The following is a 24778-nucleotide window of genomic DNA, read 5'->3' on the forward strand; positions in this document are numbered from 1 at the left end:
GGCATGAGTCTTCTCGTCGTCGGTCTGAGCCACCGCAGCGCCCCCGTCGGCCTGTTGGAGCGCGCCGCGCTCACCGGCCGGACGCCCACCCGGCTGCTGCACGACATCGCCGCCTCACCTGCCGTCGCCGAGGCCGCGCTGCTCAACACCTGCAACCGGATCGAGCTCTACGCCGACGTGGACAAGTTCCACGCCGGGGTGGCCGAGCTCTCCCTGCTGCTCGCCCACCACAGCGGAGTGGACCTGGAGGAGCTCACCGCGCACCTCTACGTGCACTACGAGGACCGCGCCGTGCACCACCTCTTCTCGGTGGCCTGCGGGCTGGACTCGATGGTGGTCGGCGAGGGCCAGATCCTCGGTCAGCTGCGCGACGCGCTGGCCCGCGCCCAGGAGGAGCACACCGCAGGGCGCGATCTCAACGAGCTGTTCCAGCAGGCCCTGCGGGTCGGCAAGCGGGCGCACAGTGAGACCGGTATCGACAAGGCCGGCCAGTCCCTGGTCACCTTCGGCCTGGAGCAGGTCGCGGCCGGGGCCGGCGAGATCGCGGGCAAGCGCGCCCTGGTGGTCGGCGCCGGGTCGATGAGCTCGCTGGCCGCCGCCACCCTGGTCAGGGCCGGCGTCAGCGACCTGCTGATCGCCAACCGGACCGCCGAGCGGGCCGACCGGCTGGCGGCCAACCTGGGCGCCCGTACGGTCGACTTCGGCAAGGTCCGCGCGGCGCTCGCCGACGTGGACCTGGTGATCTCCTGCACCGGCGCGGCCGGTGTGGTGATCAGCGCCGAGGACGTCGCCGCGGCGGTGGCGGTACGGACCGCCGAGACCCCGCTGGCCTTCCTCGACCTGGCGATGCCGCGGGACGTGGACCACGCCGTGCACGACCTGGCCGGCGCGCTGCTGGTCGACCTGGAGAGCCTCTCCCAGGCGCACGCCGCCACCCCCGGTGCCGGGGACGTGGACGCCGTGGTCGGCATCGTCGCGGACGAGGTGGACGCCTTCGGCGCGGCCCAGCGGGCGGCCCGGATCGCGCCCACCGTGGTGGCGCTCCGCCAGATGGCCTCCGAGGTGGTGCTGAGCGAGCTCGGCCGCCTCAACACCCGGCTGCCCGATCTGGACGAGCGCACCAGGGCCGAGGTCTCCCAGACCGTCAAGCGCGTGGTGGACAAGCTGCTGCACGCCCCGACCGTCCGGGTGAAGCAGCTCGCGGCCGAGCCCGGCGGGGCCGGGTACGCGGACGCCCTGCGCGAGCTGTTCGACCTGGACCCGGCGGCAGTGCAGGCTGTCTCCGGCACACCGATCGGCGCGCAGGCCAAGCCCGGCGCCACCCTCGCGGGGGGAAGCCCCCGATGAACCACCAGCCAGCCCACGAGCATGACCGGGACGATCACCTCATGAATGGTCAACAGAGCAGCAGCGACGGCCAGTCGCAGCCGCTGCGCCTCGGCACCCGCCGGAGCGCCCTTGCGATGGCCCAGTCGGGCATGGTCGCCCGTACGGTCGAGCGGGTCACCGGGCGCCCCGTCGAGCTGGTGGAGATCACCACCTACGGCGACACCTCCCGGGAGGCGCTGGCCCAGATCGGCGGCACCGGGGTCTTCGTCTCCGCGCTGCGCGACGCGTTGCTGGAGGGCCGGATCGACCTGGCCGTGCACTCGCTCAAGGACCTGCCCACCGCGGCCCCCGAGGGTCTGCTGCTGGCGGTCGTCCCCGAGCGCGAGGACAGCAGGGACGCCCTGATCGGCCGGGACGGGCTGGGCCTGACCGAGCTGGTGGAGAAGCTGGCCGGGCACCCCGCCCGGATCGGCACGGGCTCGCCGCGCCGCACGGCCCAGCTGAACGCCTGGGCGAGCGCCCGGGGTGTCGCCCTGGAGACCGTCCCGATCCGCGGCAACGTGGACACCCGGATCGGCTACGTCGCCTCCGGTGAGTTGGACGCCGTGGTGCTGGCGGCCGCAGGTCTCAACCGGCTCGGCCGCAGCGCCGAGATCACCGAGCACCTGGACCCGGAGCTGATGCTCCCCGCGCCCGGCCAGGGCGCCCTGGCCGTCGAGTGCGTGAGCCCCGGACTCGCCGCGATACTCGGCGGGTTGGACCACCTGCCGACCCGGGTCGCGGTGGCCGCCGAGCGCGCCCTGCTGGCCCGCCTGGAGGCCGGCTGCTCCGCCCCGGTCGCCGCCCTCGCCACCTGGCAGGGCACCGAACTGCGGCTGGAGGGCGTGGTCGGCACCGTCGACGGCGCCACCCTGCTGAAGATGACCGCCAACGGTCCGCTCGCCCTGGACGAGACCGCCGAGCGGCAGGCGGTGGCCCTGGGCCACGCGCTCGCCGAGCGGCTGCTCGACGCGGGAGCGGCCAACCTGATGGGGGAGCGAGCCCGATGAGCGCCGCCGCCAACCTCGCGCACACCCCGGCCGCTCCGGCCGGCCGCTGCACCTTCCTGGGTGCCGGCCCCGGTGACCCGGGCCTGCTCACCCTGCGGGCCGTGGACGTGCTCGCCTCCGCCGACGTGCTGATCGCCGACCCGCTCACCGCGGCCGCCGTACGCACCCACTGCCCGGAGCGGGTCGTGGTGCACAGCACCGTCGGCGAGGACTGCCCGGACGTGGCGGCCGTGGTCGCCGAGGCCGTCCGGGCCGGAAAGCACGTGGTCCGCACCGTGGACGGCGACCCCGGCCTGGACGGTGGCGCCGCCGAGGAGATGCTCGGCTGCGCCCAGGCCGCGATCCCGTTCGAGGTGATCCCCGGCGTCGCCCAGTCGGTCGGCGTGCCCGCCTACGCCGGGGTGCCGCTGCGCGGCAGCCGGGGCGCGGACGTCCGGTTCGTGGACGGCGCCGGCCTGCTGGCCGGTCAGACCGTCGACCTCGGCGCCCCCGAGACCACCCTGGTGGTCCGCACCACGCTGGGCCAGCTGCCCGCCACCGCCGCCGCCCTGGTGGCCAACGGCCGCAAGCCCGAGTCGCCGCTGTCGGCCACGCTCTCCGGCACCACCACCCGGCAGCGCACCTTCACCGCCACCCTGACCACCATCGCGGCCGACCTCAAGGCGGCCCGGGTGCTGCCCTCGCCGGTCTCCGCTCCGGTCGACCCGGCCACCTCCGTGATAGCCGTGGTGGGCGAGCAGGTCGCCCACCGCTCCTCGCACTCGTGGTTCGAGACCAAGCCGCTGTTCGGCTGGAACGTCCTCGTCCCGCGGACCAAGGAGCAGGCGCACGGCCTCTCCGACCAGCTGCGCTCGTACGGCGCGGTGCCGCAGGAGGTGCCGACCATCGCGGTCGAGCCGCCGCGCACCCCGCAGCAGATGGAGCGCGCGATCAAGGGCCTGGTGACGGGCCGGTACGAGTGGATCGCCTTCACCTCGGTGAACGCGGTCCGTGCGGTCCGGGAGAAGTTCGAGGAGTACGGCCTGGACGCCCGCGCCTTCGCCGGGATCAAGGTCGCGGCCGTCGGCGAGACCACCGCGCAGGCGCTGGTCGACTTCGGCGTGAAGCCTGACCTGGTGCCCAGCGGCGAGCAGTCAGCCGCCGGTCTGCTGGAGGACTGGCCGCCGTACGACCCGGTCTTCGACCCGATCGACCGGGTGCTGCTGCCGCGCGCCGACATCGCCACCGAGACCCTGGTGGCCGGCCTGGTCGACCTCGGCTGGGAGGTGGACGACGTGACGGCGTACCGGACCGTGCGCGCCTCGCCGCCGCCGGCCGAGACCCGGGAGGCGATCAAGGGCGGCGGCTTCGACGCGGTGCTCTTCACCTCCTCCTCGACCGTCCGCAACCTGGTCGGCATCGCGGGCAAGCCGCACAACGTCACGATCATCGCCTGCATCGGCCCGGCCACCGCGAAGACCGCGGAGGAGCACGGCCTGCGGGTGGACGTGATGGCGCCGGCCCCCTCGGCCGCAGCGCTGGCTCAGGCGCTGGCCGACTTCGGGGCGGGGCGCCGGGACACCGCGACCGCCGCGGGCGAACAGGTCTACCGCCCGAGCGAACGCCGCCCGGGCTCCCGCCGCAAGGCCCGCTGACCCGGCAGTACCCGCCTGTCTTCCGAACCGTGTGCCGAGGAGAGAAGCCGTGCCCGCTGAGTTCCCGTCCGTGCGTCCGCGTCGGTTGCGTTCCACTCCCGCGATGCGGCGGCTGGTCGCCGAGACCAGGCTGCATCCGGCAGAGCTGATCCTGCCCGCGTTCGTGCGGGAGGGGATCAGCGAGCCGCGGCCGATCGGGTCGATGCCGGGCGTGGTGCAGCACACCAGGGACACCCTGCGCCGGGCCGCCGTGGAGGCGGCCGAGGCGGGCGTCGGCGGGATCATGCTCTTCGGGGTGCCCGAGGTGCAGGACGCGATCGGCAGTGAGGGGACCAACCCGGACGGGATCCTCCAGGTGGCGATTCGCGACGTCGTCTCCGAGGTCGGTGACCAGCTGGTGGTGATGTCCGACCTCTGCCTGGACGAGTACACCGACCACGGGCACTGCGGGGTGCTGGCCGAGGACGGCAGCGTGGACAACGACGCCACCCTGGCCCGGTACGAGGAGATGGCGCTGGTGCAGGCCGCGGCCGGGGTCCACCTGGTCGGCCCGTCCGGCATGATGGACGGTCAGGTCGGGGTGATCCGGCGGGCGCTGGACGGCGCCGGGTTCCAGGACACCGGCATCCTGGCCTACACCGCCAAGTACGCCTCCGCCTTCTTCGGCCCGTTCCGGGAGGCCGTCGGCTCCTCGCTCAAGGGGGACCGGAAGGCGTACCAGCAGGACCCGGCGAACGCCCGCGAGTCGCTGCGCGAGCTGGAGCAGGACATCGCCGAGGGGGCCGACCTGGTGATGGTCAAGCCGGCCATGGCGTACCTGGACATCCTGCGGCAGGTCGCCGACGCCTCCCCGGTGCCGGTGGCGGCGTACCAGGTGTCGGGCGAGTACTCGATGATCGAGGCCGCCGCCGCGAACGGCTGGGTGGACCGGGAGCGGTTGATCATGGAGACGCTCACCTCGATCCGCCGGGCCGGCGCCGAGCAGATCCTCACGTACTGGGCGACCGAGGCGGCGCAGCTGCTCCGCTGAGCACCGGGAACGCGGAAGGGGTGTGGGGAACAGGTTCCCCACACCCCTTCGTGCTGACCGGACGTCAGTGGATGACAGCGCCGCCCTCGGCACCGCCTGCCGCCCAGTCGTCACCCGCCACGAACCAGTCGTGGAAGCCGGCCATGATGTGGCTGGTCGACGCGTGACCCCAGCTCTCGGCGGCCAGGAAGGGCTCGTCGGCGGTGGCGGCGAACTGGGCGCCACCACCCGCGCTGACGTGGGCGTACGCGGGGGCCGCGACACCGGCCAGAGCCAGGGAGGCTACCGCGGTGACCACGGCCTTGCCCAGGAAGCTCTTCATCAAATGTTCCTCTCTGCGTGACAGCAGTGTTACTACACGTGACCACAGATCGGCCCGCCGGTCGCGCAGCACGCGCCGGATGATCGACGGGCCACCCGAACGCAGCAGAAGACCGCCGGGCCGAGGGGAATTGCTCCCTTCGGCCCGGCGGCCCGGTGTGCCGTGCTGGATCAGCCGATCAGGTGGGAGACGCCACCGTCGCCGCTGCCCAGGGTGTTCTGGCCGACGTTGCAGATCTGCTTCGGCTCGTTGTTCAGAACGTCCGCCTCGATCGGCACCGCGACACCGATGACCGCAACGGCGATGTTGTGGACCTCGGGCAGGCAGATGTTCGGGTTGTCCAGGGTGTGGAAGTTGTTGCTGTGGTCACCGTGGGTGCCGGTGGCGTTGGTGCCGCCGTCGCCCGAGATGTTGGTGGCGTGGCCGTCCGAGTCGCCGATCGCCATGGCGGGAGCAGCGGTCATGGCCAGACCAGCGGTGGCAACGCCCACGGCGGCGAGAGCCTTCTTGATCATTGTTCTGTTCCTTTTCGGATCTGATGGGAGAGATGGAGCAGGGTGGATCAGTCGGCCCTTGCGGGCCAAGCCGGCGAGAGGATCAGCCGACCAGGTGGGAGACGCCGCCGTCACCGCTGCCGAGCGAGCCCTCGCCGACCACACAGGTCTGCTTGGGCTGGTTGCTCAGTGCCGCGACCTCGACCGGCACCGCGACACCGAGTACGCCCACGCCGATGTTGTGCACCTCGGGCAGGCAGATGTTGGGGTTGTCGAGCACGTGGTAGTTCGGGCTGTGGTTGCCCCAGGTGCCCGTGGCGTTGGTGCCGCCATTGCCCTGGATCGAGCCGGCCGCACCGTCCGCGTTGCCGATCGCGGAGGCCGGGGCGGCGGTGGCGGCCAGGGCGGCAGCGGCCAGCCCGACAGCCGCGAAAGTCTTCTGGAGCATGGAGATACCTCTCTGGATGAATCACATCGGTTGCCGGCCTGTCCGGGGGGATTACCTCCGACACCGTCCTGGCTGCGACATTTAGATCAAAGAATGACGGGCGCGAAGGTTACGCGGAAACTTCGAAAATCGATGACGGATCGTCAAACTTCCGGCGATGCAGTCGGATTATTAGGCCATACCGGTTAACCCGTGCTATCCCGAGCACCGCTTACTCGTTGCGCAGATTGCTTTCGGCCGCGCAGCGGCCGCTACCGAAGCTCCACAGACAGAACGGTGATCAGCATGAAGCTCTCCAAGCGGGCGACCGGCGCGTTGCTCCTGGCGGTCGGATCCAGCGTGCTCGCGGGCCAGTCGGCCGCGATGGCCGCCCCCGACGGCGCGCCGGTGACGCCCGGTCAGGTCGCGACGGTCGAGGACCAGTTGGGCACCGAGGAGGTCCCGTTCACCATCCCGCTGGAGACCGTCAGCGAGCACGTGCCGTTGCTGCCGAAGGGCGGCCAGGTGTCGGGCGGGGTGCCGACCTCGCTGCTGATGCCGCCGGTGCCGGACTCGAAGCCGGGTGCCCAGCTGATCCCGGAGCGGGTGGTCCCGGGTGTCGAGGTCGGCAAGGTCGGCCCCCGGCTGAACGCCGCCCTGCCGCTGCCCACGGCGGACCACAGCACCGAGCTGGGGGACCTGGCCCTGGACGCGCCGGCCGCCCCGCTGAACGCCAAGGGGCCGGGCCTGACCCTCGGTCAGCCGTTCTCCTGGGTCGAGGGCAGCAGCGACTCCACCGCCGACGACGTGCTGACCGCCGGCGAGCTGGACCCGCAGCTGATCACGGCGCCGGTGCAGGCGATCCCGGGCGCCAAGGCGACCCTCGGCAAGGGCGGCGAGAAGCTCTCGGTGACCGACTCGCTGACCGACCTCACCTCGACCACCGCCGGCACCATGCGTGAGGTGCTCGACCAGGCCTGACGCTCCGTACGGAAGAGCCCGGCATCCACCGTCCAGGGCCGGACAGGAGGTGCCGGGCTCCGCTGTGTGCGCGGGGGTTCGGGCTGCGCGTGGGGGCTGTGCGCGCGGGGGTTCAGCCGGGCAGCAGGTCGGTGACCTCGCCGACCAGCAGCAGGTCCTTCGGGCCGCCGCCACCGCTCAGCGGGGCGGTCAGCGGGGCGGTGGAGACCGGCTTGAGGCCGTTGTCCGGTTCGAGCGCGAGGCCGTTGTTCAGCACGTCGGCCGAGGACTGGGCGAACGGGTCGAGCCGGAGCGTCTTGGCGGGCCGGACGCCGTGGCCGAGCGCGCCGGTCACCGCGCCGAGCCCGGCGCCCGCGTCCACCGGCTGCAGCTGCCCGCCGGGGACCGGCAGGTCGACCGCCTGGGCGGCGGTGGGGGCGCCGAGCAGGGCCGCGGCGGTGAGCAGGCCGAGGGACAGGTTCTTCCTGAGCGTCATGGGTGCAACTCCTGGGTGGTGCCTGGACGGACGGCGAAGCCCCCCGGTCGGCGGACCGAGGGGCTTCGCACGATGGTGCTGCCGATCACCAGGTGGTTCAGCAGTCCTCGTCGGCCATCGGGGGGGCCTCGACGTTGGCGCAGGAGTTGCCGAACGCCGGGTTCAGCAGGCCGACCACGTCGATGCTGTTGCCGCAGAGGTTGATCGGCACGTGCACCGGAACCTGGACCGAGTTGCCGGAGACGACACCGGGGGAGCCGGCGGTGACGCCCTCGGCGGAGGAGCTCGCCAGCGCGGTGCCCGCACCGGCCGCGACGATGCCGACAACGGCGGCGCCGACGGCGGCGGCCTTCTTCACGTTCTGCATGGGGGTTGATCTCCTAGATCACACAGGGAGGGGTGGGTGGGTGTCCCCGTACGGGTACGGGGACACCCACCCGGTGAGGCGGGGCTCAGCCGGGGCTGAGTCAGCCGACGTTGGCGCAGGAGTTGCCGAACGCCGGGTTGAGCAGCGCGATGACGTTGACGGTGTTGCCGCAGACGTTCACCGGGATGTGGATCGGGACCTGGATGTTGTTGCCCGAGAGCACACCCGGGGAGCCCGCGACGACGGCCTCGGCCTCGGAGCTGGCGGTGGCGGCACCGGCCGAGCCGAGCAGCAGGCCGGCGGCGGCGAGGGAGAGGACAGCAGCCTTCTTCATGTTGCGCATGGGGATTCCTCCGTTTGGACGGGCGAACCGAAACGTCGCCCGAGTTCTGGGGGGGTACCGTGGGGGTTTTCAATCGAGCGGCCCAAGTGCCTTGTTGCGCCCGTGGCTTGGGCGGTCTCGCTCGGCCGCTTCGTTCACGCGCCCCGTCGTTCAGTTCTCGCACGGTCGAGATCCGGACGCAATCGCGGCGCGCCCAGGCGGGTGTCGAAATACTCCACCTGGAAATCTTCGGACTGACGTTCTGTCAGAGTCAGGCGTTCACGCAGGAGTTGCCGAACGCCGGGTTCAGCAGGCCGATCACGTTGACGGTGTTGCCGCAGAGGTTGATCGGCACGTGCACGGGGACCTGCACGGAGTTGCCGGAGAGCACACCGGGCGAGCCGGCCGTGACGGCCTCGGCGGAGGCGCCACTGGTGTGGTGGTGGCCGTGGGCGGAGGCGGCAGCGGCGCCGGTCAGCAGCAGGGCCGCGGTGGCGGCGGTACCGAGGGTGCCGTAGGCGAGCTTGCGCATGGTGCGAACTCATTTCTTGCGTGTGGAACAGCGGACTGGGTGGAGCTGGGTTCGCCAGTAAGAACGACGCAGTGCGCAGGGGGAAACGGGCGGCTTCCGCGATCACCCAAATGCTCGGATTACTGCATCCGGGTGATTGTCGGAGTGGCGGCGCAACTGCGCGGGCCGGCCCTCGTTGGACTCGACGCACGCCTGTGCGCTTCCTTGCTCGTCCGCTGTTGGTACGGCAACTGGAAGAACTGATCTACGAGGAGACTCAAATGAGCGTCAAGAAGGCCGCCGCTGTCGGCGCCGCTGTTGTCGGCATCGTTGCCGCCGGTGCGGGCACCGCGATGGCGAGTGCCGAGGCCGAGGGCGTCACCGCCGGCTCCCCGGGTGTCATCTCCGGCAACTCCGTCCAGGTCCCGGTGCACATTCCGGTCAACCTCTGCGGCAACAGCGTCAACGTGATCGGCGCGCTCAACCCCGCGTTCGGCAACTCCTGCGCCAACGTCGGCTGAATTCAGCCGCGTAGCAACTGAGTTGTAACTCTCGGTCGATTCCGCCGTACCCGAGCCGCCGCTCCCCGCCTCCCCTCCTGAGGCGCGGGGCGGCGGTTCCGTGCTGTCCGGGAGCGGCCGGGTGGGCGGTAACTCCCTTGTCCGGGCGGTGTCATGACTCTTGTTGCGTTACTTGTCAGTACCTAGCATGTGAGCCGGGCTCATCTTCTGCCCACCGTTCCACGCCCGATACTCCGCGCCGCCCGGCGCACGCCGAGTGGCCCCCACCCTCAAGGAGTCACGCGTGATCAGGACAGTACTGCCCGGTGCGCGGCGACAACGCCGTGCCGCCCTGACGGCCGCCGTCGGTCTGCTCGCCGCCCTCACCCTGGCGGGCACCCCCACCGCCTCGGCCGCCCCCACGGCCACCGTGAAGCCCGCCGCCGTCGTCGCGCTCGGCGACAGCGCCATCTCCGGTGAGGGCGCGGGCACCGACACCAACGACGCGTACGAGCCCGGCACCGACACCCCCACCAACTACTGTCACCGGCACGCGAAGTCGGAGATCTTCGTCACCGACCTGCCCGGTGTCACCCCGGTCGACCTGGCCTGTTCCGGTGCCCAGACCGGTGACCTGGTCAGCGACCCGGAGCTGGCGAAGATCACCGGGCCGGGCAGCGGCGACTTCGGTGAGGTCAAGCAGGACGTCCAACTGGCCCGCGTGGCGGCGCAGTACGACGTCAAGATGGTGGTCGTCACGATCGGCGCCAACGACGACTTCGACTTCAGCGGCATCATGATGAGCTGCCTGACGCAGTACTTCCCGGTCCCCAAGGACCAGGGCTGCCGGGACACCATCGGCAGCGCCGCGATCACCCAGCGGGCCGAGCGGGTGATTCCCAAGGTGGTGGCCGCCCTCACGAACATCCGCAACACCATGCGGGCCGCCGGGTACGCCGACTCCTCGTACCAGCTGGTCCACCAGTCCTACTTCACCCCGATCACCCCGGACATCCGGCGCAACGACTACGTCGGCAAGGTTGCGGACGGCTGCCCGGCCTTCCCCGAGGACCTTGCCTGGGGCCACAACTGGGTGGTGCCGACGCTCAGCGACGCGCTCCGCACGGCGGCGTCCCGGGTGCCGGGGGTCAGGTACCTGGACCAGCGGCGGGTCTCGTACGGCCACGAGGTCTGCGCGGGCTGGACCAGTTCGCCGTACGAGTACACCAACGGTGACGTGATCGACCTGTCCGAGAAGACCAGGAACGGCTGCGACCACGAGATCGGCATCCCGGGCGTCTGCATGAACATGGTGCGGCAGTCCTACCACCTGCGGGTGGCCGGGTACCGGGGCGAGGGGGTCTGTCTGAACCAGTTCTACCGGCAGCCCGATCTCAAGGAGGCGTTCTGCACGCTCGATCCGCAGAACACCACCTCGATCCGGCCACTGACGTCTGGTCAGCCGTTCCCGGACAAGCCGGAGGCAGGCGCCTGGTACCAGCTCACCAACGTCGCCACCGGCCAGGTGCTGGACATCGCGGGCGGCGGTACGTACGGCGACAGCACCAACGGACGGCCCGTGATCGGCTACGGTGCGACCGGCGGGCTGAACCAGTCCTTCGTGCTCAACTCCCGCTCGGCGGGGGGCTTCTCGCTCAACGTCAGCGGCAACGAGTCGATGTGCCTGGACGCCACCGGTGCAGCCACCGCGCCGGGCACCCGGCTGGTGCAGTGGGCCTGCCACAGTGGTGACAACCAGCGCTGGATCTTCAAGTCGGCTGCCGCCGGTGGCTACCAACTGGCCGCCGCGATGGACCAGTCCGAGGTGATGGGCCTCTCGGCCCAGCTGGACGGCCAGGGCAACCGGGTGGTCGCGCTGGCGGCCGACACGGGTGCGGCGGACCAGCGGTGGCAGCTCACCAAGCTCGGCATCGCCTACCTGCCGTGACGACGGACGGGCCCGGGCGGCGAGAGGCCGACCGGGCCCGTCCCATTGCTACGGCAGCCAGTGGTTGCCGGTGATCGCGATCATCACCTGGAGCTGGATGCTGGCGCCGTAGTAACCGCTCGGGTCCAGCGGCGTGGCGTTCAGCTTGTTCCAGATCGCGTCCAGCCACGCCTGGCTGGAGGCGTCGGTGGCGGCGGCCACCGCGAAGGGCGCGATGAAGGCGACCGACGAACCGGCCTCCGCCACCGAGCCGTTGAGCTTGTAGCCCTGGGCGATCCGGTTGGGGTCCCCGCCGGTGGCGGACTTGACCCAGGTGTTCATCTTCCGCACCGCCGCGAGCGACTTGGCGTCACCGGTGGTGAGCGCGTCCACGCCGAGCCGCCAGGGGTCACGGCAGGCGTTCCAGGAGTAGGCGCCGTCCAGCGTCGACTCCAGCACCTTGCCGGGTGCCGGCTTGAGGTCGCTGGTGTTGGTGTTGACCACGAAGTCGGGGAGCAGCCCGGTGCCGGGGGAGTAGGCGCTCTGCAGGTGCGCGACCGCGTTCTGGTGGGCGGTCAGGATGCCGTCCCAGGCGGCGTCGCCGGTCGCCTTCCGGAACGCCTTGAAGTGGCCGGGCACCCAGTCCGACGTACGGCTCATGGTGTTGTAGTTGCCGTCGGACCAGTCGCCGAAGTTGGTCAGCTTGGTGCCGGCCACCACCTCGCTCGCCTTGATCGCGTTGATCCGCTTCACCGCGAGGGACTTGTAGTTGTAGCTCCCGGTGCTGCCCCACTGCCGGTCGGCCAGCAGCAGCGCGTACGCGATCTCCAGGTCGCCGTCGGTGGCGGAGTCGCTGCCGTCCACGCTCTTGCAGTTCACGTCCTGCTCGGCGGCGTGCAGGGCGGGGTTGTTCACCGAGGGGTGGTCGAGGACGTACTTGAGCACCCGGTCGAAGGAGGTCCGGGCGTCCGGGTCGGCCCCGGCCATGGTGGCCAGGATGGTCAGCCCGTAGCCCTGGCCCTCGGCGACGTACGGGTGGTCGGCGTCGGTGGAGGCGATCGCGGACCAGCCGTTACCGCACTTGGAGGTGACGAAGGCGGCCTTCCACTTCTTGTAGTAGTCCACCACCTTGGCGTCGTTGACGGCCTGGCTGCCGGAGACCGTGATGGTCCCGGCGGCGTACGGGAAGGCGTGGCTGCCGAAGGGCACGTTCACGCCGCCGGGGGTCGGGGTGGGAGTGGGGGTCGGGGTGGGCGTCGGCGTGCCGCCGCTGCCGTACGCCTCCAGCTCGAACAGCGAGTAGCCGTAGGCCGTGCCGCGCGCGGTGCCGAAGACCCGCAGGTACCGGCCGGTGCCGCTGACCGTCAGGTCGTCGGTGCCGCCGTCACCGGTGCTGGTGGCGTACACCTGGCGCCAGCTGCTGCCGTCGTCGGAGAGCTCCACCCGGTACGCCTTGGCGTACGCCGCCTCCCAGTTGAGGACGACCCGGCCGACCGAGGTACCGGCCCCGAGGTCGACCTGGATCCACTGGTTGTCCACGCCCTCGACGCTGGCCCAGCGGGTGGTGCCGCTGCCGTCGACGGCCTTGGCGCCGCCGTAGGTGCTGGTCTCGGTGGAGGAGACGGTGACCGGCCGGTTGAGCGCGAGGTTGCCCGGGGCGGCGTTGGCGGGGCTCAGGGCGAGCAGGCTGGTGAGCAGCGCTCCGGCTGCCGTGGCCGCGCAGAGCGCGACCGAAGTCTTGCTTCTGGTAAGGGACATGGCGGGAGCATGTGGGCTCGGGTGGGTGGGGGTCAACAGGTAGGTTAGTAAAGTTTCCTAATGGAGACCGGTGTTCAGCGGGCTGTAATGCTCCGTGCCCGGATCGGTCGGCTCCGGTTGGCCGGACTGTCCAGCGGACCGCCCACCAGGCGGACGGCTCAGCGGATTCCGGGCCGGATCCAGCAGGATCGACGCACCACCTGCCTGCTCTGGAGCCCGTGATGACCATCGCAATACCCGGTCCCCGGATCGCCGCCGTCGCCGAGGAGTTCGGCACCCCGGTCTGGATCTACGACGCGGAGGGCATCCGGCGTCAGATCGCCAGGCTGAGTCAGTTCGACACCGTCCGGTTCGCGCAGAAGGCGTGCTCCAACACCCAGCTGCTCCGGCTGATGCGGGAGCAGGGCGTCGCGGTGGACGCGGTCTCGCTCGGCGAGATCGAGCGCGCGCTCCGGGCCGGGTACCGTCCCGACGGCGCCGACGAGCCGATCGTCTTCACCGCCGACCTGCTCGACCGGGCCACCCTGGCCCGGGTGGTCGAGCTCGGCATCCCGGTCAACGCGGGCTCCCCGCAGATGCTCGAACAGCTCGGCGAGGCGGCCCCGGGCCACCCGGTCTGGATCAGGATCAACCCCGGGTTCGGCCACGGCCACAGCCGCAAGACCAACACCGGCGGCGAGCAGAGCAAGCACGGCATCTGGCACGAACACCTGCCCGCCGCACTCGAGTTGGTCGAGCGGTACCGCCTCGACCTGACCGGCTTCCACATGCACATCGGCTCCGGGGTGGACTACGGCCACCTGGAGGCGGTCTGCGAGACCATGGTCAAGCAGGTCAGGATCTCCGGCCACGACGTCCGCGCCATCTCGGCGGGCGGCGGCCTCTCCGTCCCGTACGCCGCCGGGCAGCCCGAGGTGGACACCAACCGCTACTTCCGGATCTGGGACGCCGCCCGCCGCGAGCTGGCCGGTGAACTCGGCCACCCGGTCCGGCTGGAGATCGAGCCCGGCCGGTTCCTGGTCGCCAACTCGGGAGTGCTGGCCGCCGAGGTCCGGGCCCAGAAGCCGGTCGGCAGCAACCACTTCGTGCTGGTGGACGCAGGCTTCAACGACCTGATGCGCCCCGCCATGTACGGCAGCGCGCACCAGGTCACCGTGCTCCGCGACGGCGCCGAGCTCGGCGCCCCGGTGATCGACACCGTGCTGGCCGGGCCGCTCTGCGAGTCCGGCGACGTCTTCACCCAGGCGCCCGGCGGCGACGTGCTGCCGGTCCCGCTGCCCCGGGTCGAGATCGGCGACCTCGCGGTCTTCCACGACACCGGGGCCTACGGCGCGAGCATGTCCTCGACCTACAACACCCGCCCGCTGATCCCCGAGGTGCTGGTGGACGGCCCGGAGACCCGGCTGATCCGCCGCCGCCAGACGATCGAGGAGCTGCTCGCGCTGGAGGACTGACGGGCGGGCGGCCTACTCGTACCGCAGCGCGTCGGGCGGGCGGCCTACTCGTACCGCAGCGCGTCGGGCCGCATCAGCCGGAGCACAAGCGGGAGCCCGGCCAGGGTGACCAGCAGGACGGAGGCGGCCGCCGCCCCCGACAGGGCCAGCATCGAACTCCACTCGACGGAGAAGTCCAGCCCGGCCGTGTACTGGAGCACCGCGCCCATCAGCAGCCCGCCCGCCGCCGCCAGCGCCAGCCCGAGCGCCATGGGGATCGCTGTCTGCCACAGCACGGACAGCGCCAGCACCCGGCGCCGGGTGCCGAAGGCGTACAGCACGCCCAGGATCCGGCGCTGCTCCCGCAGCCGTTCCAACTGGCCGACCAGCAGGCTCAGGGTGACCAGCAGCAGGGTCAGCCCGGCCCCGGCGGTGAGCACCCGCTTGACGGCGAGGTAGGTGTGGTCCTGACCGTTCTCGGACAGCGAGACCGTACGGGCCTGCGGGGAGAGCACCATCACGTCGGTGGTCAGCTGCTCCAGCGGTTCCGCCGCCGCTCCGTCCATCGCCACCAGCACGACCCGCCGCTGTCCGTTCGCCGCCTCGGGTGGTACGGCCCCCGGCGTGAGCAGCAGCAGGTTGCCGCTGTAGGCGATGCCCGGGTCGACGCGGCTCAGCCGGGGCGCCGGGGTGATGACGCCGGGCATCGTCCAGACCGCCGCCTCGGCACCGGGCGTGCGCTCGGCCCGTACCCGGGCGCCTGCTGGTACCGGCCGATCGCCGTACCGCACGCCCGGCTCGTCACCGATCGGACTGGCGAAGGCGTCGCCGTCCCGGCAACCGGGCAGTGCCGCGAACTGGGCCAGGGTGGCGCAGTCGGCGATCCGCACTGTGTCGCTGTACCAGGTCTCACCGCTTGGGTCGGTCACGTTCAGCTCGATGAAGCCCGCCGCCCTGGCCACCCCGGGTGAGCGGCCGAGCCGGGCGGCCAGCTCCGTCGCCGACCCGGCGGCCGGGAACTGCACCCGTTGCTGGAAGCGGTAGCCGGTGGTGTCGGGCTCGGCCAACCGGTAGGTCTGACCGACCCCCATGAAAAGGGTCTGCAGCGCGATCGCCCCCGCCACCGTCACCACCACGCCGGTCACGGCGGTGGCGGCCGGCCCGGCCCCGAGCTGGAGCCGACGGACCGCGAGCTGCCAGGACAGCCCACCGCCGTCGGCCCGGCGGATCACCGCTTCGACCAGCCAGGGCAGCAGGGTGCAGACCGCAGCCAGCATCAGCAGCACGCCGAACGAGACCAGCAGCGAACCCCTGGTGTCCTGCACCGGATTGAGCAGCTCGTCGCGGGCGTCACCGGCCGGGTTGTAGCCGGAGGGCAGCGCCATCGCCGCCCCGATCACCAGCAGGCCCAGTACCAGGAGCGCCAGGCGCCACCACAGCCGCCGCCGGTCCGAGCCGCTGCGGCGGACGACGCCGAGGGGGTCCACGGTCACCCGGCGCATCGCCAGCAGGGTCACCCCGACGGCCAGCACCGGCACCGCCAGGATCACCGCGACCGCGCTCAGCGGCTGGGGTGAGACGTCGGAGGCGTAGAAGCTGAAGCCGGCCACGGTCAGCCGCTCGATCAGCTGACGCCCGATCAGGAACAGCGCCACCCCGGTGACCAGCCCGAGCATCGAGCCGACCAACGACTCGCCCGCCGCCAGCCGGGCGGTCATCCGTCGGTCCGCCCCGGCCAGCCGCAGCGCGGCCAGCCGCCGGTCCCGGCGCTCACCGCCGAACCGTGCGGCCGCGGCCAGGAAGACCCCGACCGGCGCCAGCATTACCGTCAGCCCGACCACGTTGAGCAGCACCAGCCGGGGGTCCATCGGCTTGGGTGGCGCGAGGTGCCCGTACTCGGTGATCCGGTGCGCCCCGCTCGCCACCGAGAGTTCGGAGCCGCCGAGCACGAAGGAGTACTGCCCCGGGCCGAGCAGGCCGTCCGGGCCGATGGTGCCGGTCACCGGGTATGGCAGCCGCTCTCTGAGCAGGCGGTTGGCGGGTTCGTCCAGCAGGTCCGCGAGGGCGGGCGAGACGGCCATCCGCCCCGGCCCCGGGAAGGCGGCCAGGCCCGGAGGGACGCTGGCCTGCGGCCCTTCGGGCTGCACCACCCGTCCTCGGATCGGGGTGTCCCGGTACTTGGTGTCCGCGTCGGCGACCAGCACACTCTGCCCGGTCGGTGTCGCAGGTCCGTCGTCGAAGGTGTCGTTCTGCAGGTAGAGCCGCTGGTTCCGGTGCTGGACGATGCCCGGAAAGGAGGCGGTGAACAGCAGCAGCGCCACCCCGAGGCCGACCCCGGCGGCCGTCAGCAGCAGCCGGCCCCAGCCCTCCCGGCCGCCGCCCAGCGCGAGCCGGGCGCCGAGCGCGAACTGCGCCAGCAGCGGGGAACGGACCTGGTCCCGGGCCGGTGGCGCGCTCACGCGGCCGCCGCCAGGTCCTGGGTGCGGCCATCCCTGACCACGACCTCGCGGTCCGCGTACGCGGCCACCCGGGGCTCGTGGGTGACCAGGACGACCGCCGCGCCGGTGTCCTTCGCGGCGCTCGCCAACAGTGCCATCACCCGCTCACCGTTCAACGAGTCCAGCGCACCGGTCGGCTCGTCCGCGAACACCACCGACGGCGCGGTGATCAACGCCCGTGCCACACCCACCCGTTGCCCCTGGCCGCCGGAGACCTCGCCCGGCCGCTGCGCCGCCACCTCGCCGACCTCCAGCCGCTCCAGCCACTCCCGCGCCCTGGCCTCGGCGGCCGGCCGCCGCATCCCGTTCAGTCGCAGCGGCAGCGCCACGTTCTCCAGGCAGCTCAACTCCGGTACCAACTGCCCGAACTGGAACAGGAAGCCGAACTCCGTACGCCGCAGCGCACTCAACTCGGCGTCCGTGGAGCCGTCCAACTCCCTTCCCCGGTAGGCCACACTGCCTGCGTCGGGCCGGCTGATCCCCGCCAGGCAGTGCAGCAGGGTGGACTTCCCTGACCCGGACGGGCCCATCACGGCGACGAGCTCACCCGCTGCCACCGATATCGAGGCGTCCTCCAGCGCGGGCGTCAGCCCGAAGTTCTTCCGAAGCCCTCGGGCCGAGAGCAGGGTGGCAGGTGCGGTCATCGCACGGCTCCGTGTCATATCGGTCGTTCACAGTACGGCCACCACCTCGGGCGACCCGTCCCGGGCGACTATACACACAGGGTATACATCAGGCGGATACTGGACTGGGCCTCCCGCGGAACGCCGCCTACGGCACGGCCTGCGGCGCCGACCGTCGCGGCCGGGGGATGCGCTGACCGGCCGTGCGCATCGCCTCCCGGGCCAGGGCGACGCCGCTGCGGGTCGCGAGTGCGCCGCCGCCGACGGCGACCGGGCGCGGGGCGAGCCCCGCGCAGGCGCGGCAGATTCCCGGCTGGGACACCGGGTCGTGGCATCTGGTGCACTCGCCGTACCGAGGCCCTGGGGGCTGCCCGGCAGGCCGGACGGGCGGCATCGTGCGCTCCAGGCGGTAGCGGAGCAGGGCGGCCGGGGAGTGCAGTGGAGCAGGGAGGTCGGGCAGCAGAGCGCGGGCCAACTCGGCTGTGGTGCAGCCTCGTTCGAGCCATCGGGTGACCAGGGGGGCCAGCCCCAGGGCTTCGGCCTCGCCGAGGCGTAGGCGCGGCTCCGGTCTGATCACCCGGAACAGCGTGGCCACCGCCTCACGTGTCTGCTCGTCCGGTTCGGCGGCCGGTGGTTTCTTGGGGCGCCGAGCCGGGCGGGCCGACGGCTCGTCAGCGTGGCGGCCACCACGGGAGGGTGTTTTCTCCGGGTTCTTTACGGAAGGGGTGCCAGCGGGACCGGCCGTTGCTTCACCGGCGGCTGGACGGGGGGTACCCGGCGACGTCGGCTGCGGAGTGTCGAACACATGAGCCTCGGAGTGCACCCTGCCGTTGGGCATCCGGATCTTGTTGACCCGGTAGTACCCGGCTTCGGTCAGCTCCCGCAGGGCCCTGCGGACCGCGCCCCGGCCTTGGGTGCTGGAGTCGGCCATCTGTCGGCCGTCCTCGCGCCGGCCGTCGGGGCGGGAGAGCAGGTCGGCCAGCAGGCCCCGGGCGGTGTAACTCAGTCGCCGGTCCTGGAGCAGGGCGTTGGGAAGGACGGCGAAGGCGCGCGCGTGGGCGCTACGATGAATTCGCATTTGGAGGTCTTGCTCCGGTGCCGGACCCCGGGGTGTTGGCGCACCGCCGGGGTCATCTGTAAGTTCATGACGTCACGGAACGTAGCACAGCGGTCACGCGGAGATCGACCGTCCGGGTGAGTCGGATCACCCGGACGGCCCAACGGCCGCAGGCGCCCTCGCGACACGGCGCAGACGAGCGGTACCGGTTCCCGTGGCGGAGCCGGTATCCGCGGGTAGCGTTCGCCGGGGATCGCCACGCAGTGGCGGCCGTCTGCCGTCCGCCGTCCGGGAGGGAGCGTCAGGGTGCCCGAGCCGCAGTTGGCGCCGGAGGTCTTCGACCGGGCGATCGTCGCGATCGCCCTTACCGCAGGACCGGAGCACCAACTCGCGTACCGCAACGAGGCGTTCCAGGAGCTGTTCGGGCCCAGGCCCCTGGGCGTGCCGGTCGGGGAGCTGTTCGCCGGGCCGGAGCGGGAGGGCTTCGTCGGCAGGCTCGACCAGGTGCTCGCCGACGGCGCCGCCCGGCAGGTCACCACACCCGTCGTGGTGGATCGCGCGGACGGGGCCGACCGCCGGTACTGCGTGTACAGCTGCTCTCCGGTCTCCTCCCGCTACGGCCCGGGCGTGCTGATCGCCGTCATCGACACCACCGCGCAGGTCCGGTCCACCCAGGACGCCGAGCGGCTCTCCGTCGAACGCCTGCACGCGCTGGAGCGGTACGAGGCGTTGATGACGGCGGTCTCCCAGCTGGTCTGGGTCGCCCGCCCGGACGGCTCGATGACCGAACTGGTGCCCGGCTGGGAGCGGCTGACCGGACACCCGTGGCGGGACACCATGGACGAGCGGTGGCTGGAGCTGGTCCACCCCCGGGACCGCGAGGGCCTGTTGGCGCAGTGGAGCCGGGCGGCTGAGGGTGAGCCCTCGAAGTTCGAGTACACCTACCGGCTGCGGTTCGCCTCCGGGACGTACCGTCACATCGCGGTCCGGGTGGTGCCGGTGCTGCGTGGGGGCGAGCTGGTGGAGTGGGTCGGCGCGACCGCCGACGTCGAGGACCGTTGGCGCACCCGGCAGCGCGAACGGCTGCTGGTCGAGACCACGGCGGTGACCGGGAGCTCCCGGCCGGAGGACGCCTTCGAGGCCGTCACCCAGCTGGTGGTGCCCGATCTAACCGACGCCTGCACGGTGTTCCTGCTGGCCGCCCGGCAGAGTACGGGACGGCCCGACCAGGTCATCGGCACCCGGATCGCCTCCGCCGCCCGGCCCGGCCTGCCGCCGCTGCCCGCGCTGCGCGAACAGACCTTCCGGCTCGGACCGGCCGCCCTCAGGGCCGTGGTCGAACAGACCCCGGTGCTGATCACCTTCCCGGCCGGGGAGGTGCCCTCCGGCGTGGTGCCCGAGGAGTCCGCCCACTGGCTGGCGGAGGCCCACGCCACCAGCCTGACCCTGCTGCCGCTGGTCATCGACGGCACCACCGTGGTCCTCGCAGCCGCCGCCACCTGTCAGGACGGCCCGCCGCCCGGCACCGGCGACATCGAGCTGCTCCGCGACGTCCTACAACGCGCCCAGAGCGCGCTGGGTCAGACCCTGGAGCTCCAGCGGACCCGGCAGGTCGCCCTGGTCCTGCAACGGGCGCTGCTCACCGACCCGCCTGCCGTCCCCGGCGCCCGGATCACCGCCCGCTACCAGCCCGGCAACCGGGCCGCCGAGGTAGGCGGCGACTGGTACGACGCCTTCCTGCTGCCCGAGGGCCCGGTCGCACTGACCATCGGCGACGTCTCGGGACACGACCTCACCGCGGCCACCACGATGGGCCAACTGCGCGCCATGCTCCGCTCGCTGGCCTACAACCGGACCGGGACCCAGACCCCCGCCGACGTACTGACCGCGCTCGACCGGGCCGCAGGCGGCCTCGGCGTCGGCACCTTCGCCACCGCCGTCCACCTGCACCTCACCCGCACCGGCCCCGGCTGGCGGGCCGCCTGGTCCAACGCCGGGCACCCGCCGCCCCTGCTGCTGCCCGCCACCGGCGAGCCGCGCCTGCTCACCGCGGCCGAGGCGGACGTCCCGCTGTGCGTGGCGCCGGACGAGCCGCGCCGTACCCACCACGCCGACATCGCCCCCGGTGACACCCTGCTGCTCTACACCGACGGCCTGGTCGAGGTCCCCGGCGAGGACCTGACCACCGGCTTCGACCGCCTGCTGGCCGCCGCCTACCAGGCCAGGGAACTGCCCCTGGACGACCTCTGTGACCTCCTGCTCGCCCAGGTGCCCGACACCCGCGACGACATCGCCCTGCTCGCCTTCCGGGCCCTGCCGCCGCGCCCCTGACAGGGCTTAGCACAGGCGTCCGCAGCCGGCTGAGAGACCGTCAACTCTCCATCAGTACGGCTGAACTCCGGACTTGGCTGCAAGGGATCGGGAAGGATCGCCCTTGACCGCGCGTGCCGCGCCGCCGCCCGGTGGATGCCGTCGCCGCCGGGCCATCGGAAGGGCGGGGAAGCCGTGTCGGCAGGCGACAGCGCGGGGAAGCACGCCGATCGGGGAGCCGAGGCGGTCCAACTCCTCGCCGGGATGGTCGACTTCGGACTGGAGCAGGCGGAGGGTCTGCTGCGGCGGGCGCGCGGGGTGCTGGGCCGGTCCGACCTGCACGAGATGGTGGCGGACGGTCACGAGGAGCTGAGGGTGCGCGGAGAACTGCTGCTCGGCCGCCTCGCACCGGCCTCCGAATCCCATCTGGAGGCGGTGGTCCGCCGCGCGGCGGCCTCCCGGCAGTCGTCACCCGATGCCTGACCCGGCGCTCAAGGCGCGGATCGACCAGGCACTGAACGCCTTCGTCGAGCGGGAGGCTGGACTGCTGGTCGCCATTGACGGTCAACTCCGGCCGGTGGCAGCGCAGTTGCAGGCCGCGGTGGCGGACGGCAAACGGCTGCGGGCCGCCTTCGCCTACTGGGGTTGGCGGGCGGCGGGGCAGCCGGACAGCGAGGCGATGGTGCGGGCCGCGGCGGCAATGGAGCTGGTGCACGCGGCGGCCGTGGTCCATGACGACCTGATCGACGGGAGCCCGATCCGCCGCGGTGCGCCCACCGCGCACGTGGCCCTGCGGCACGCCGTCGCCGAGGGACCGGGGCGCGCGACCTCGGGCCGGGCACTGGCGATGCTGGCCGGCGATCTGCTGATGTCCTGGGCGGGGCAGCTGTTCGCCGGCTGCGGCCTGCCTGCCGCCTACCTGGGCCGGGCCCGTCCGCTCTGGGCGACGCTCGCCCGCGAGCTGGTGGCGGGGGAGTGCCTGGAGATCCTGCGCACCCACGCGGAGCCGTCCGAGGCGAGCTCGCTGGAGATCGTCCGCTACAAGACGGCGAAGTACACCGTCGAACACCCGCTGCACCTCGGCGCCCTGCTGGCCGGGGCACCGCCCGCACTGCTGGCCACCTTCACCGCGTACGGGCTGCCGCTGGGCGAGGCGTTCCAGCTCAGGGACGACCTGCTCGGCGTCTTCGGCGACCCCGGGCGGACCGGCAAGTCCAACCTGGACGATCTGGCGGGCGCCAAGCCCACGGCGCTGCTGGCCCTCACCCTGGCCGGAGCGACCGGGGCCGAGCGGGCGCGGCTGCGGGCCGTACTGGGCCGGGCCGACCTCTGCCCCGCCGAGCTGGCCGAACTGCGCGAGATCATGATCCGCTCCGGCGCCCGCGCCCGGGTCGAGGAGCTGATCACCGAGCGGGCGACCGCCGCCCGGACCGCCCTCGGCCGGGCCGCTCTGCCGACCCAGGCCGCCGCCGCCCTGGCCGGGTTGGTCACGGTTGCCACCGCCCGCACGTCCTGACCAACCAGACCCGAACGAGGGGCACCGATGGCCGTGACACCCGAAGCGATGGACGCCCTGCGCCGGCAGGGCGACCCGATGGCCGACGACGTGGTCGCCGCACTGTTCGAGCACGGCGAGACGGGCCGGTTCAACACCCTGATGCGCTGGTTCGCCCGGACCGGCCAGCCGCTGCCCGACGGCGTCCCGGCCGAGGCGCGCGACTACCTGGAGGCCACCGTCGCCCCGCCGGACTGGGTGGACTGGGACCGGATGGAGCGGGCCAGGCTGTTCTTCATCGACAACAACGTGCACATCTCCACCGCGCTGTCCTTCGCCTCGATGCCCGCCTGCTACGTCGTCCCGCACATCGCCCGACTGCTCAGCGCGACACACTCGCTGGCGTACCCCTCCAAGCGGATGGCGGAGACCGGGCAGTTCACCCTCTACCTGATGCGGCCGGACGCGTTCGAGGCCGGCGGCCGGTTCATCCCCGCCGCGCAGAAGGTCCGCCTGCTGCACGCCTCGATCCGCCACCACCTGCGGCGCGAGAACCGCTGGGACGAGGCCGCGCTCGGGGTGCCGATCTGTCAGGAGGACATGATCGGCAGTCAGATGATGTTCTCCATCCAGGTGCTGGACGCCCTGCACCGGATGGGCATCCACATCTCCAACGAAGGCGCCGACGCGTACTTCTACGCCTGGCGGGTGGTCGGCGCGATGCTCGGCGTCGACACCGCCGCCGCCCCCGTCGACCTGGAGCAGGCCCGCGACTTCTCCGACCTCTACATGGCCAGGCACATGGGACCCTCCGAGGAGGGCGTCGCCCTCACCCGCCAACTCATCGACCTGTACGAGGAGGTGGTGCCCGGCACGCTGCTCGACCCGGTGGTGGCCGCCCTGATCCGCTACCTCATCGGCGACACCTGCGCCGACTGGCTCCAGGTGCCGCGCTCCGCCTGGGACAAGGCCATCGGTCTCACCCCGACCCTGCTCGGCGTGCTCGAACGCATCGAGGACGCCTCCCCGCTGGGCGCCTGGGCCCTGGACCTCCTCGGCGACCTCACCACCCGCCTGGAGCTCAGCTCGCTCACCCGCGGACGGGTCATGCAGTACGCCATCCCCGAGCACCTCAAGAGCGACTACGGCGTCACCTCGGCGAAGCCCCGCACTGACCCGTGGATCCCGCCGCCACTCTCGGCCGGACTGACGTAGCGACAGCTCCCGGACCAGGTCAGCGGGATGTCCGGGCGATGTCAGCCTGATCATGCAGGGTCGGCCTCACGCGACATAGGACGCATGCTGCCGATCGCCCACGGAGCGACGGCGCGGCGTCAGAAGAGGAGCCCTGCCATGGCCGTAGCCAGCTTCGACCGTCTCTGCACCGGAATCACCGACGAGGCCGGGGGTCTCGCGAAGGCGCTGAGCGCCGTCGAGCTCGACCACCCGTCACCCACCTGCCCGGGGTGGACGGCGGGGCAGCTGATCGGCCACCTCCACCAGGCGCTGAGCTGGGCCGCCGGACTGGTGGAGACCCGGGCAGTCGCGTTCGTGCCACCCGCAAACGCGGCGGCCGGCGCGGGCACCGGTGATGCCGACTGGACCGACGCGGTGGACGACCTGGCCCGGCGCGCGCTGGACGGCTTCACCGGCGGCGACGACCGGGAGGCCCTCTCGGCCTGGCTGCTGGGCGCGGCCGACCGGCTTGCCGACGCCCTGCGCGACGCGGGCCCGGACGGCCCGGTCTGGACCACCTTCGGACCGCACCGGGCCGGGTTCTGGGCCCGCTGGGGTGCGCTGGAGGCAGCAGTCCACCGGGCGGACGCGGAGCTGCTGGCGGGCCGTGAGTTCGGGCCGGACTTCGGGCTGGACCCGGAGCTCTCGTACGACAGCGTGGGCCTGTGGCTGACCGCGCTGGGCGACCCGGCGACCGAGCCCTTCTACGACCCCCGGGTCGTCAACCTCCGCGGCTCCGGCGAGACGCTCCTCTTCCAGGTGGTCGACGCACCGTCGGGCGAGGTCGGCCGCTGGCTGGTCACCCGGACACCCGAGGGCCCACGGACCGCCGTGGCTCCCGCCGAGGGGACCGCCGCCGACGTGACGGTGCGCGGTGACGCGGCAGCCCTGCTCCTGGTGCTCAAGGGCCGGATCCCGTCGACCACCCCCGAGGTCACGGTGACCGGTGACGCCGCCCTGCTCGACCACTGGCTGGCGAACGCGCTGGCTTGATCAGGTC

Annotated in this window: 24 protein-coding genes; 13 read left to right on the plus strand and 11 right to left on the minus strand. The window is 72.3% G+C overall.

Annotation, left to right across the window (positions count from 1 at the left end; all coding sequences use genetic code 11):
• Positions 1-3: 3 nt before the first annotated feature.
• Genes ACKUU6_RS18690 through hemB form a run of 4 tightly spaced genes read left to right on the plus strand, consistent with a single transcriptional unit; the run spans position 4 to position 5042 of the window.
• Positions 4-1347, plus strand: coding sequence for a glutamyl-tRNA reductase (locus ACKUU6_RS18690; RefSeq protein ID WP_407989720.1), 1344 nt, complete (start codon positions 4-6; stop codon positions 1345-1347).
• Between the two features lie 41 nt (positions 1348-1388).
• A complete protein-coding gene (hemC, locus tag ACKUU6_RS18695; RefSeq protein ID WP_407989721.1) occupies positions 1389-2378 on the plus strand; it encodes a hydroxymethylbilane synthase in 990 nt (329 codons plus the stop codon).
• Entirely contained in the window at positions 2375-4012 is a 1638-nt protein-coding gene (locus ACKUU6_RS18700) for a uroporphyrinogen-III synthase (RefSeq protein ID WP_407989722.1), read from the plus strand. Before hemC ends, ACKUU6_RS18700 begins: the two co-directional genes overlap by 4 nt.
• A gap of 49 nt (positions 4013-4061) precedes the next feature.
• Positions 4062-5042 carry a porphobilinogen synthase gene (gene hemB, locus ACKUU6_RS18705; RefSeq protein ID WP_407989723.1) on the plus strand — a complete coding sequence of 327 codons (981 nt, stop codon included), beginning with the start codon at positions 4062-4064 and terminating at the stop codon, positions 5040-5042.
• Between the two features lie 64 nt (positions 5043-5106).
• On the opposite strand, the gene ACKUU6_RS18710 is transcribed toward hemB, so the two are convergent.
• The 3 genes from ACKUU6_RS18710 to ACKUU6_RS18720 form a co-directional block, all read right to left on the minus strand.
• Complete coding sequence (locus ACKUU6_RS18710; RefSeq protein WP_407989724.1) at positions 5107-5364, minus strand: hypothetical protein; 258 nt, start codon at positions 5362-5364, stop codon at positions 5107-5109.
• Between the two features lie 170 nt (positions 5365-5534).
• The gene (locus ACKUU6_RS18715; protein WP_407989725.1) at positions 5535-5879 is read right to left on the minus strand and encodes a rodlet layer protein; all 345 of its coding nucleotides are present in this window, start codon (positions 5877-5879) and stop codon (positions 5535-5537) included.
• An 82-nt stretch (positions 5880-5961) separates the two neighbouring features.
• Positions 5962-6306: a rodlet layer protein gene (locus ACKUU6_RS18720; protein ID WP_407989726.1), complete on the minus strand. Its 345-nt coding sequence runs from the start codon at positions 6304-6306 to the stop codon at positions 5962-5964.
• A gap of 285 nt (positions 6307-6591) precedes the next feature.
• On the opposite strand from ACKUU6_RS18720, the gene ACKUU6_RS18725 reads away from it, so the two are divergent.
• Positions 6592-7266, plus strand: a complete 675-nt coding sequence (locus ACKUU6_RS18725) for a hypothetical protein (RefSeq protein WP_407989727.1) — start codon at positions 6592-6594, stop codon at positions 7264-7266.
• A gap of 112 nt (positions 7267-7378) precedes the next feature.
• On the opposite strand, the gene ACKUU6_RS18730 is transcribed toward ACKUU6_RS18725, so the two are convergent.
• The 4 genes from ACKUU6_RS18730 to ACKUU6_RS18745 all read right to left on the minus strand — a co-directional run bounded on the left by ACKUU6_RS18730 (position 7379) and on the right by ACKUU6_RS18745 (position 8962).
• A complete protein-coding gene (locus tag ACKUU6_RS18730) occupies positions 7379-7741 on the minus strand; it encodes a hypothetical protein (protein WP_407989728.1) in 363 nt (120 codons plus the stop codon).
• A gap of 97 nt (positions 7742-7838) precedes the next feature.
• Positions 7839-8108 carry a chaplin gene (locus tag ACKUU6_RS18735; RefSeq protein WP_407989729.1) on the minus strand — a complete coding sequence of 90 codons (270 nt, stop codon included), beginning with the start codon at positions 8106-8108 and terminating at the stop codon, positions 7839-7841.
• A gap of 100 nt (positions 8109-8208) precedes the next feature.
• The gene (locus ACKUU6_RS18740; RefSeq protein WP_407989730.1) at positions 8209-8451 is read right to left on the minus strand and encodes a chaplin; all 243 of its coding nucleotides are present in this window, start codon (positions 8449-8451) and stop codon (positions 8209-8211) included.
• Positions 8452-8701: 250 nt separating this feature from the next.
• Entirely contained in the window at positions 8702-8962 is a 261-nt protein-coding gene (locus ACKUU6_RS18745; RefSeq protein WP_407989731.1) for a chaplin, read from the minus strand.
• Between the two features lie 260 nt (positions 8963-9222).
• On the opposite strand from ACKUU6_RS18745, the gene ACKUU6_RS18750 reads away from it, so the two are divergent.
• Both ACKUU6_RS18750 and ACKUU6_RS18755 read left to right on the plus strand, forming a co-directional pair.
• The gene (locus ACKUU6_RS18750; protein WP_407989732.1) at positions 9223-9462 is read left to right on the plus strand and encodes a chaplin; all 240 of its coding nucleotides are present in this window, start codon (positions 9223-9225) and stop codon (positions 9460-9462) included.
• A gap of 283 nt (positions 9463-9745) precedes the next feature.
• Positions 9746-11389: an RICIN domain-containing protein gene (locus ACKUU6_RS18755; protein WP_407989733.1), complete on the plus strand. Its 1644-nt coding sequence runs from the start codon at positions 9746-9748 to the stop codon at positions 11387-11389.
• 48 nt (positions 11390-11437) lie between these two features.
• Here ACKUU6_RS18755 and ACKUU6_RS18760 read toward each other — a convergent pair whose 3' ends face one another.
• Entirely contained in the window at positions 11438-13126 is a 1689-nt protein-coding gene (locus tag ACKUU6_RS18760; protein WP_407989734.1) for a glycosyl hydrolase family 8, read from the minus strand.
• Between the two features lie 221 nt (positions 13127-13347).
• Here ACKUU6_RS18760 and lysA point away from each other — a divergent pair, with 221 nt between their 5' ends.
• Positions 13348-14580 (plus strand): diaminopimelate decarboxylase, encoded by a 1233-nt coding sequence (gene lysA, locus ACKUU6_RS18765; RefSeq protein ID WP_407989735.1) that lies wholly within the window; start codon positions 13348-13350, stop codon positions 14578-14580.
• A 44-nt stretch (positions 14581-14624) separates the two neighbouring features.
• On the opposite strand, the gene ACKUU6_RS18770 is transcribed toward lysA, so the two are convergent.
• From ACKUU6_RS18770 to ACKUU6_RS18780, 3 genes are all read right to left on the minus strand, one after another.
• Entirely contained in the window at positions 14625-17018 is a 2394-nt protein-coding gene (locus ACKUU6_RS18770) for an FtsX-like permease family protein (RefSeq protein WP_407989736.1), read from the minus strand.
• A complete protein-coding gene (locus ACKUU6_RS18775; RefSeq protein ID WP_407989737.1) occupies positions 17015-17701 on the minus strand; it encodes an ABC transporter ATP-binding protein in 687 nt (228 codons plus the stop codon). The genes ACKUU6_RS18770 and ACKUU6_RS18775 overlap by 4 nt, the downstream gene beginning before the upstream one ends.
• Positions 17702-17828: 127 nt before the next feature.
• Entirely contained in the window at positions 17829-18758 is a 930-nt protein-coding gene (locus ACKUU6_RS18780) for a hypothetical protein (protein ID WP_407989738.1), read from the minus strand.
• Between the two features lie 285 nt (positions 18759-19043).
• Between ACKUU6_RS18780 and ACKUU6_RS18785 the strand changes: the two genes are divergently transcribed.
• The 5 genes from ACKUU6_RS18785 to ACKUU6_RS18805 all read left to right on the plus strand — a co-directional run bounded on the left by ACKUU6_RS18785 (position 19044) and on the right by ACKUU6_RS18805 (position 24771).
• On the plus strand, positions 19044-21068 hold the full coding sequence (locus ACKUU6_RS18785; protein WP_407989739.1) for a SpoIIE family protein phosphatase: 2025 nt from the start codon (positions 19044-19046) through the stop codon (positions 21066-21068).
• 174 nt (positions 21069-21242) lie between these two features.
• Complete coding sequence (locus ACKUU6_RS18790) at positions 21243-21530, plus strand: hypothetical protein (RefSeq protein WP_407989740.1); 288 nt, start codon at positions 21243-21245, stop codon at positions 21528-21530.
• Positions 21523-22563 (plus strand): polyprenyl synthetase family protein, encoded by a 1041-nt coding sequence (locus tag ACKUU6_RS18795; RefSeq protein WP_407989741.1) that lies wholly within the window; start codon positions 21523-21525, stop codon positions 22561-22563. Before ACKUU6_RS18790 ends, ACKUU6_RS18795 begins: the two co-directional genes overlap by 8 nt.
• Before the next feature lie 27 nt (positions 22564-22590).
• A complete protein-coding gene (locus ACKUU6_RS18800; protein WP_407989742.1) occupies positions 22591-23757 on the plus strand; it encodes an oxygenase MpaB family protein in 1167 nt (388 codons plus the stop codon).
• 138 nt (positions 23758-23895) lie between these two features.
• Positions 23896-24771 carry a maleylpyruvate isomerase N-terminal domain-containing protein gene (locus ACKUU6_RS18805; RefSeq protein WP_407989743.1) on the plus strand — a complete coding sequence of 292 codons (876 nt, stop codon included), beginning with the start codon at positions 23896-23898 and terminating at the stop codon, positions 24769-24771.
• The last annotated feature ends 7 nt before the right edge of the window (positions 24772-24778 follow it).

This window comes from Kitasatospora sp. CMC57 (genome assembly GCF_045866025.2).
In the GTDB taxonomy this organism is placed as follows: domain Bacteria; phylum Actinomycetota; class Actinomycetes; order Streptomycetales; family Streptomycetaceae; genus Kitasatospora.

What these genes read in the sequence shown, in the direction of transcription:
- lysA (WP_407989735.1), top strand. Translation starts at nt 13,348, where the DNA reads ATGACCATCGCAATACCCGGTCCCCGGATCGCCGCCGTCGCCGAGGAG.
- ACKUU6_RS18805 (WP_407989743.1), top strand. Translation starts at nt 23,896, where the DNA reads ATGGCCGTAGCCAGCTTCGACCGTCTCTGCACCGGAATCACCGACGAG.
- hemC (WP_407989721.1), top strand. Translation starts at nt 1,389, where the DNA reads ATGAATGGTCAACAGAGCAGCAGCGACGGCCAGTCGCAGCCGCTGCGC.
- ACKUU6_RS18720 (WP_407989726.1), bottom strand. Translation starts at nt 6,306, where the DNA reads ATGCTCCAGAAGACTTTCGCGGCTGTCGGGCTGGCCGCTGCCGCCCTG.
- ACKUU6_RS18775 (WP_407989737.1), bottom strand. Translation starts at nt 17,701, where the DNA reads ATGACCGCACCTGCCACCCTGCTCTCGGCCCGAGGGCTTCGGAAGAAC.
- ACKUU6_RS18760 (WP_407989734.1), bottom strand. Translation starts at nt 13,126, where the DNA reads ATGTCCCTTACCAGAAGCAAGACTTCGGTCGCGCTCTGCGCGGCCACG.
- ACKUU6_RS18690 (WP_407989720.1), top strand. Translation starts at nt 4, where the DNA reads ATGAGTCTTCTCGTCGTCGGTCTGAGCCACCGCAGCGCCCCCGTCGGC.
- ACKUU6_RS18740 (WP_407989730.1), bottom strand. Translation starts at nt 8,451, where the DNA reads ATGCGCAACATGAAGAAGGCTGCTGTCCTCTCCCTCGCCGCCGCCGGC.
- ACKUU6_RS18800 (WP_407989742.1), top strand. Translation starts at nt 22,591, where the DNA reads ATGGCCGTGACACCCGAAGCGATGGACGCCCTGCGCCGGCAGGGCGAC.
- ACKUU6_RS18795 (WP_407989741.1), top strand. Translation starts at nt 21,523, where the DNA reads ATGCCTGACCCGGCGCTCAAGGCGCGGATCGACCAGGCACTGAACGCC.
- ACKUU6_RS18710 (WP_407989724.1), bottom strand. Translation starts at nt 5,364, where the DNA reads ATGAAGAGCTTCCTGGGCAAGGCCGTGGTCACCGCGGTAGCCTCCCTG.
- ACKUU6_RS18715 (WP_407989725.1), bottom strand. Translation starts at nt 5,879, where the DNA reads ATGATCAAGAAGGCTCTCGCCGCCGTGGGCGTTGCCACCGCTGGTCTG.
- ACKUU6_RS18700 (WP_407989722.1), top strand. Translation starts at nt 2,375, where the DNA reads ATGAGCGCCGCCGCCAACCTCGCGCACACCCCGGCCGCTCCGGCCGGC.
- ACKUU6_RS18780 (WP_407989738.1), bottom strand. Translation starts at nt 18,758, where the DNA reads ATGCGAATTCATCGTAGCGCCCACGCGCGCGCCTTCGCCGTCCTTCCC.
- ACKUU6_RS18730 (WP_407989728.1), bottom strand. Translation starts at nt 7,741, where the DNA reads ATGACGCTCAGGAAGAACCTGTCCCTCGGCCTGCTCACCGCCGCGGCC.
- ACKUU6_RS18735 (WP_407989729.1), bottom strand. Translation starts at nt 8,108, where the DNA reads ATGCAGAACGTGAAGAAGGCCGCCGCCGTCGGCGCCGCCGTTGTCGGC.
- ACKUU6_RS18745 (WP_407989731.1), bottom strand. Translation starts at nt 8,962, where the DNA reads ATGCGCAAGCTCGCCTACGGCACCCTCGGTACCGCCGCCACCGCGGCC.
- ACKUU6_RS18750 (WP_407989732.1), top strand. Translation starts at nt 9,223, where the DNA reads ATGAGCGTCAAGAAGGCCGCCGCTGTCGGCGCCGCTGTTGTCGGCATC.
- ACKUU6_RS18725 (WP_407989727.1), top strand. Translation starts at nt 6,592, where the DNA reads ATGAAGCTCTCCAAGCGGGCGACCGGCGCGTTGCTCCTGGCGGTCGGA.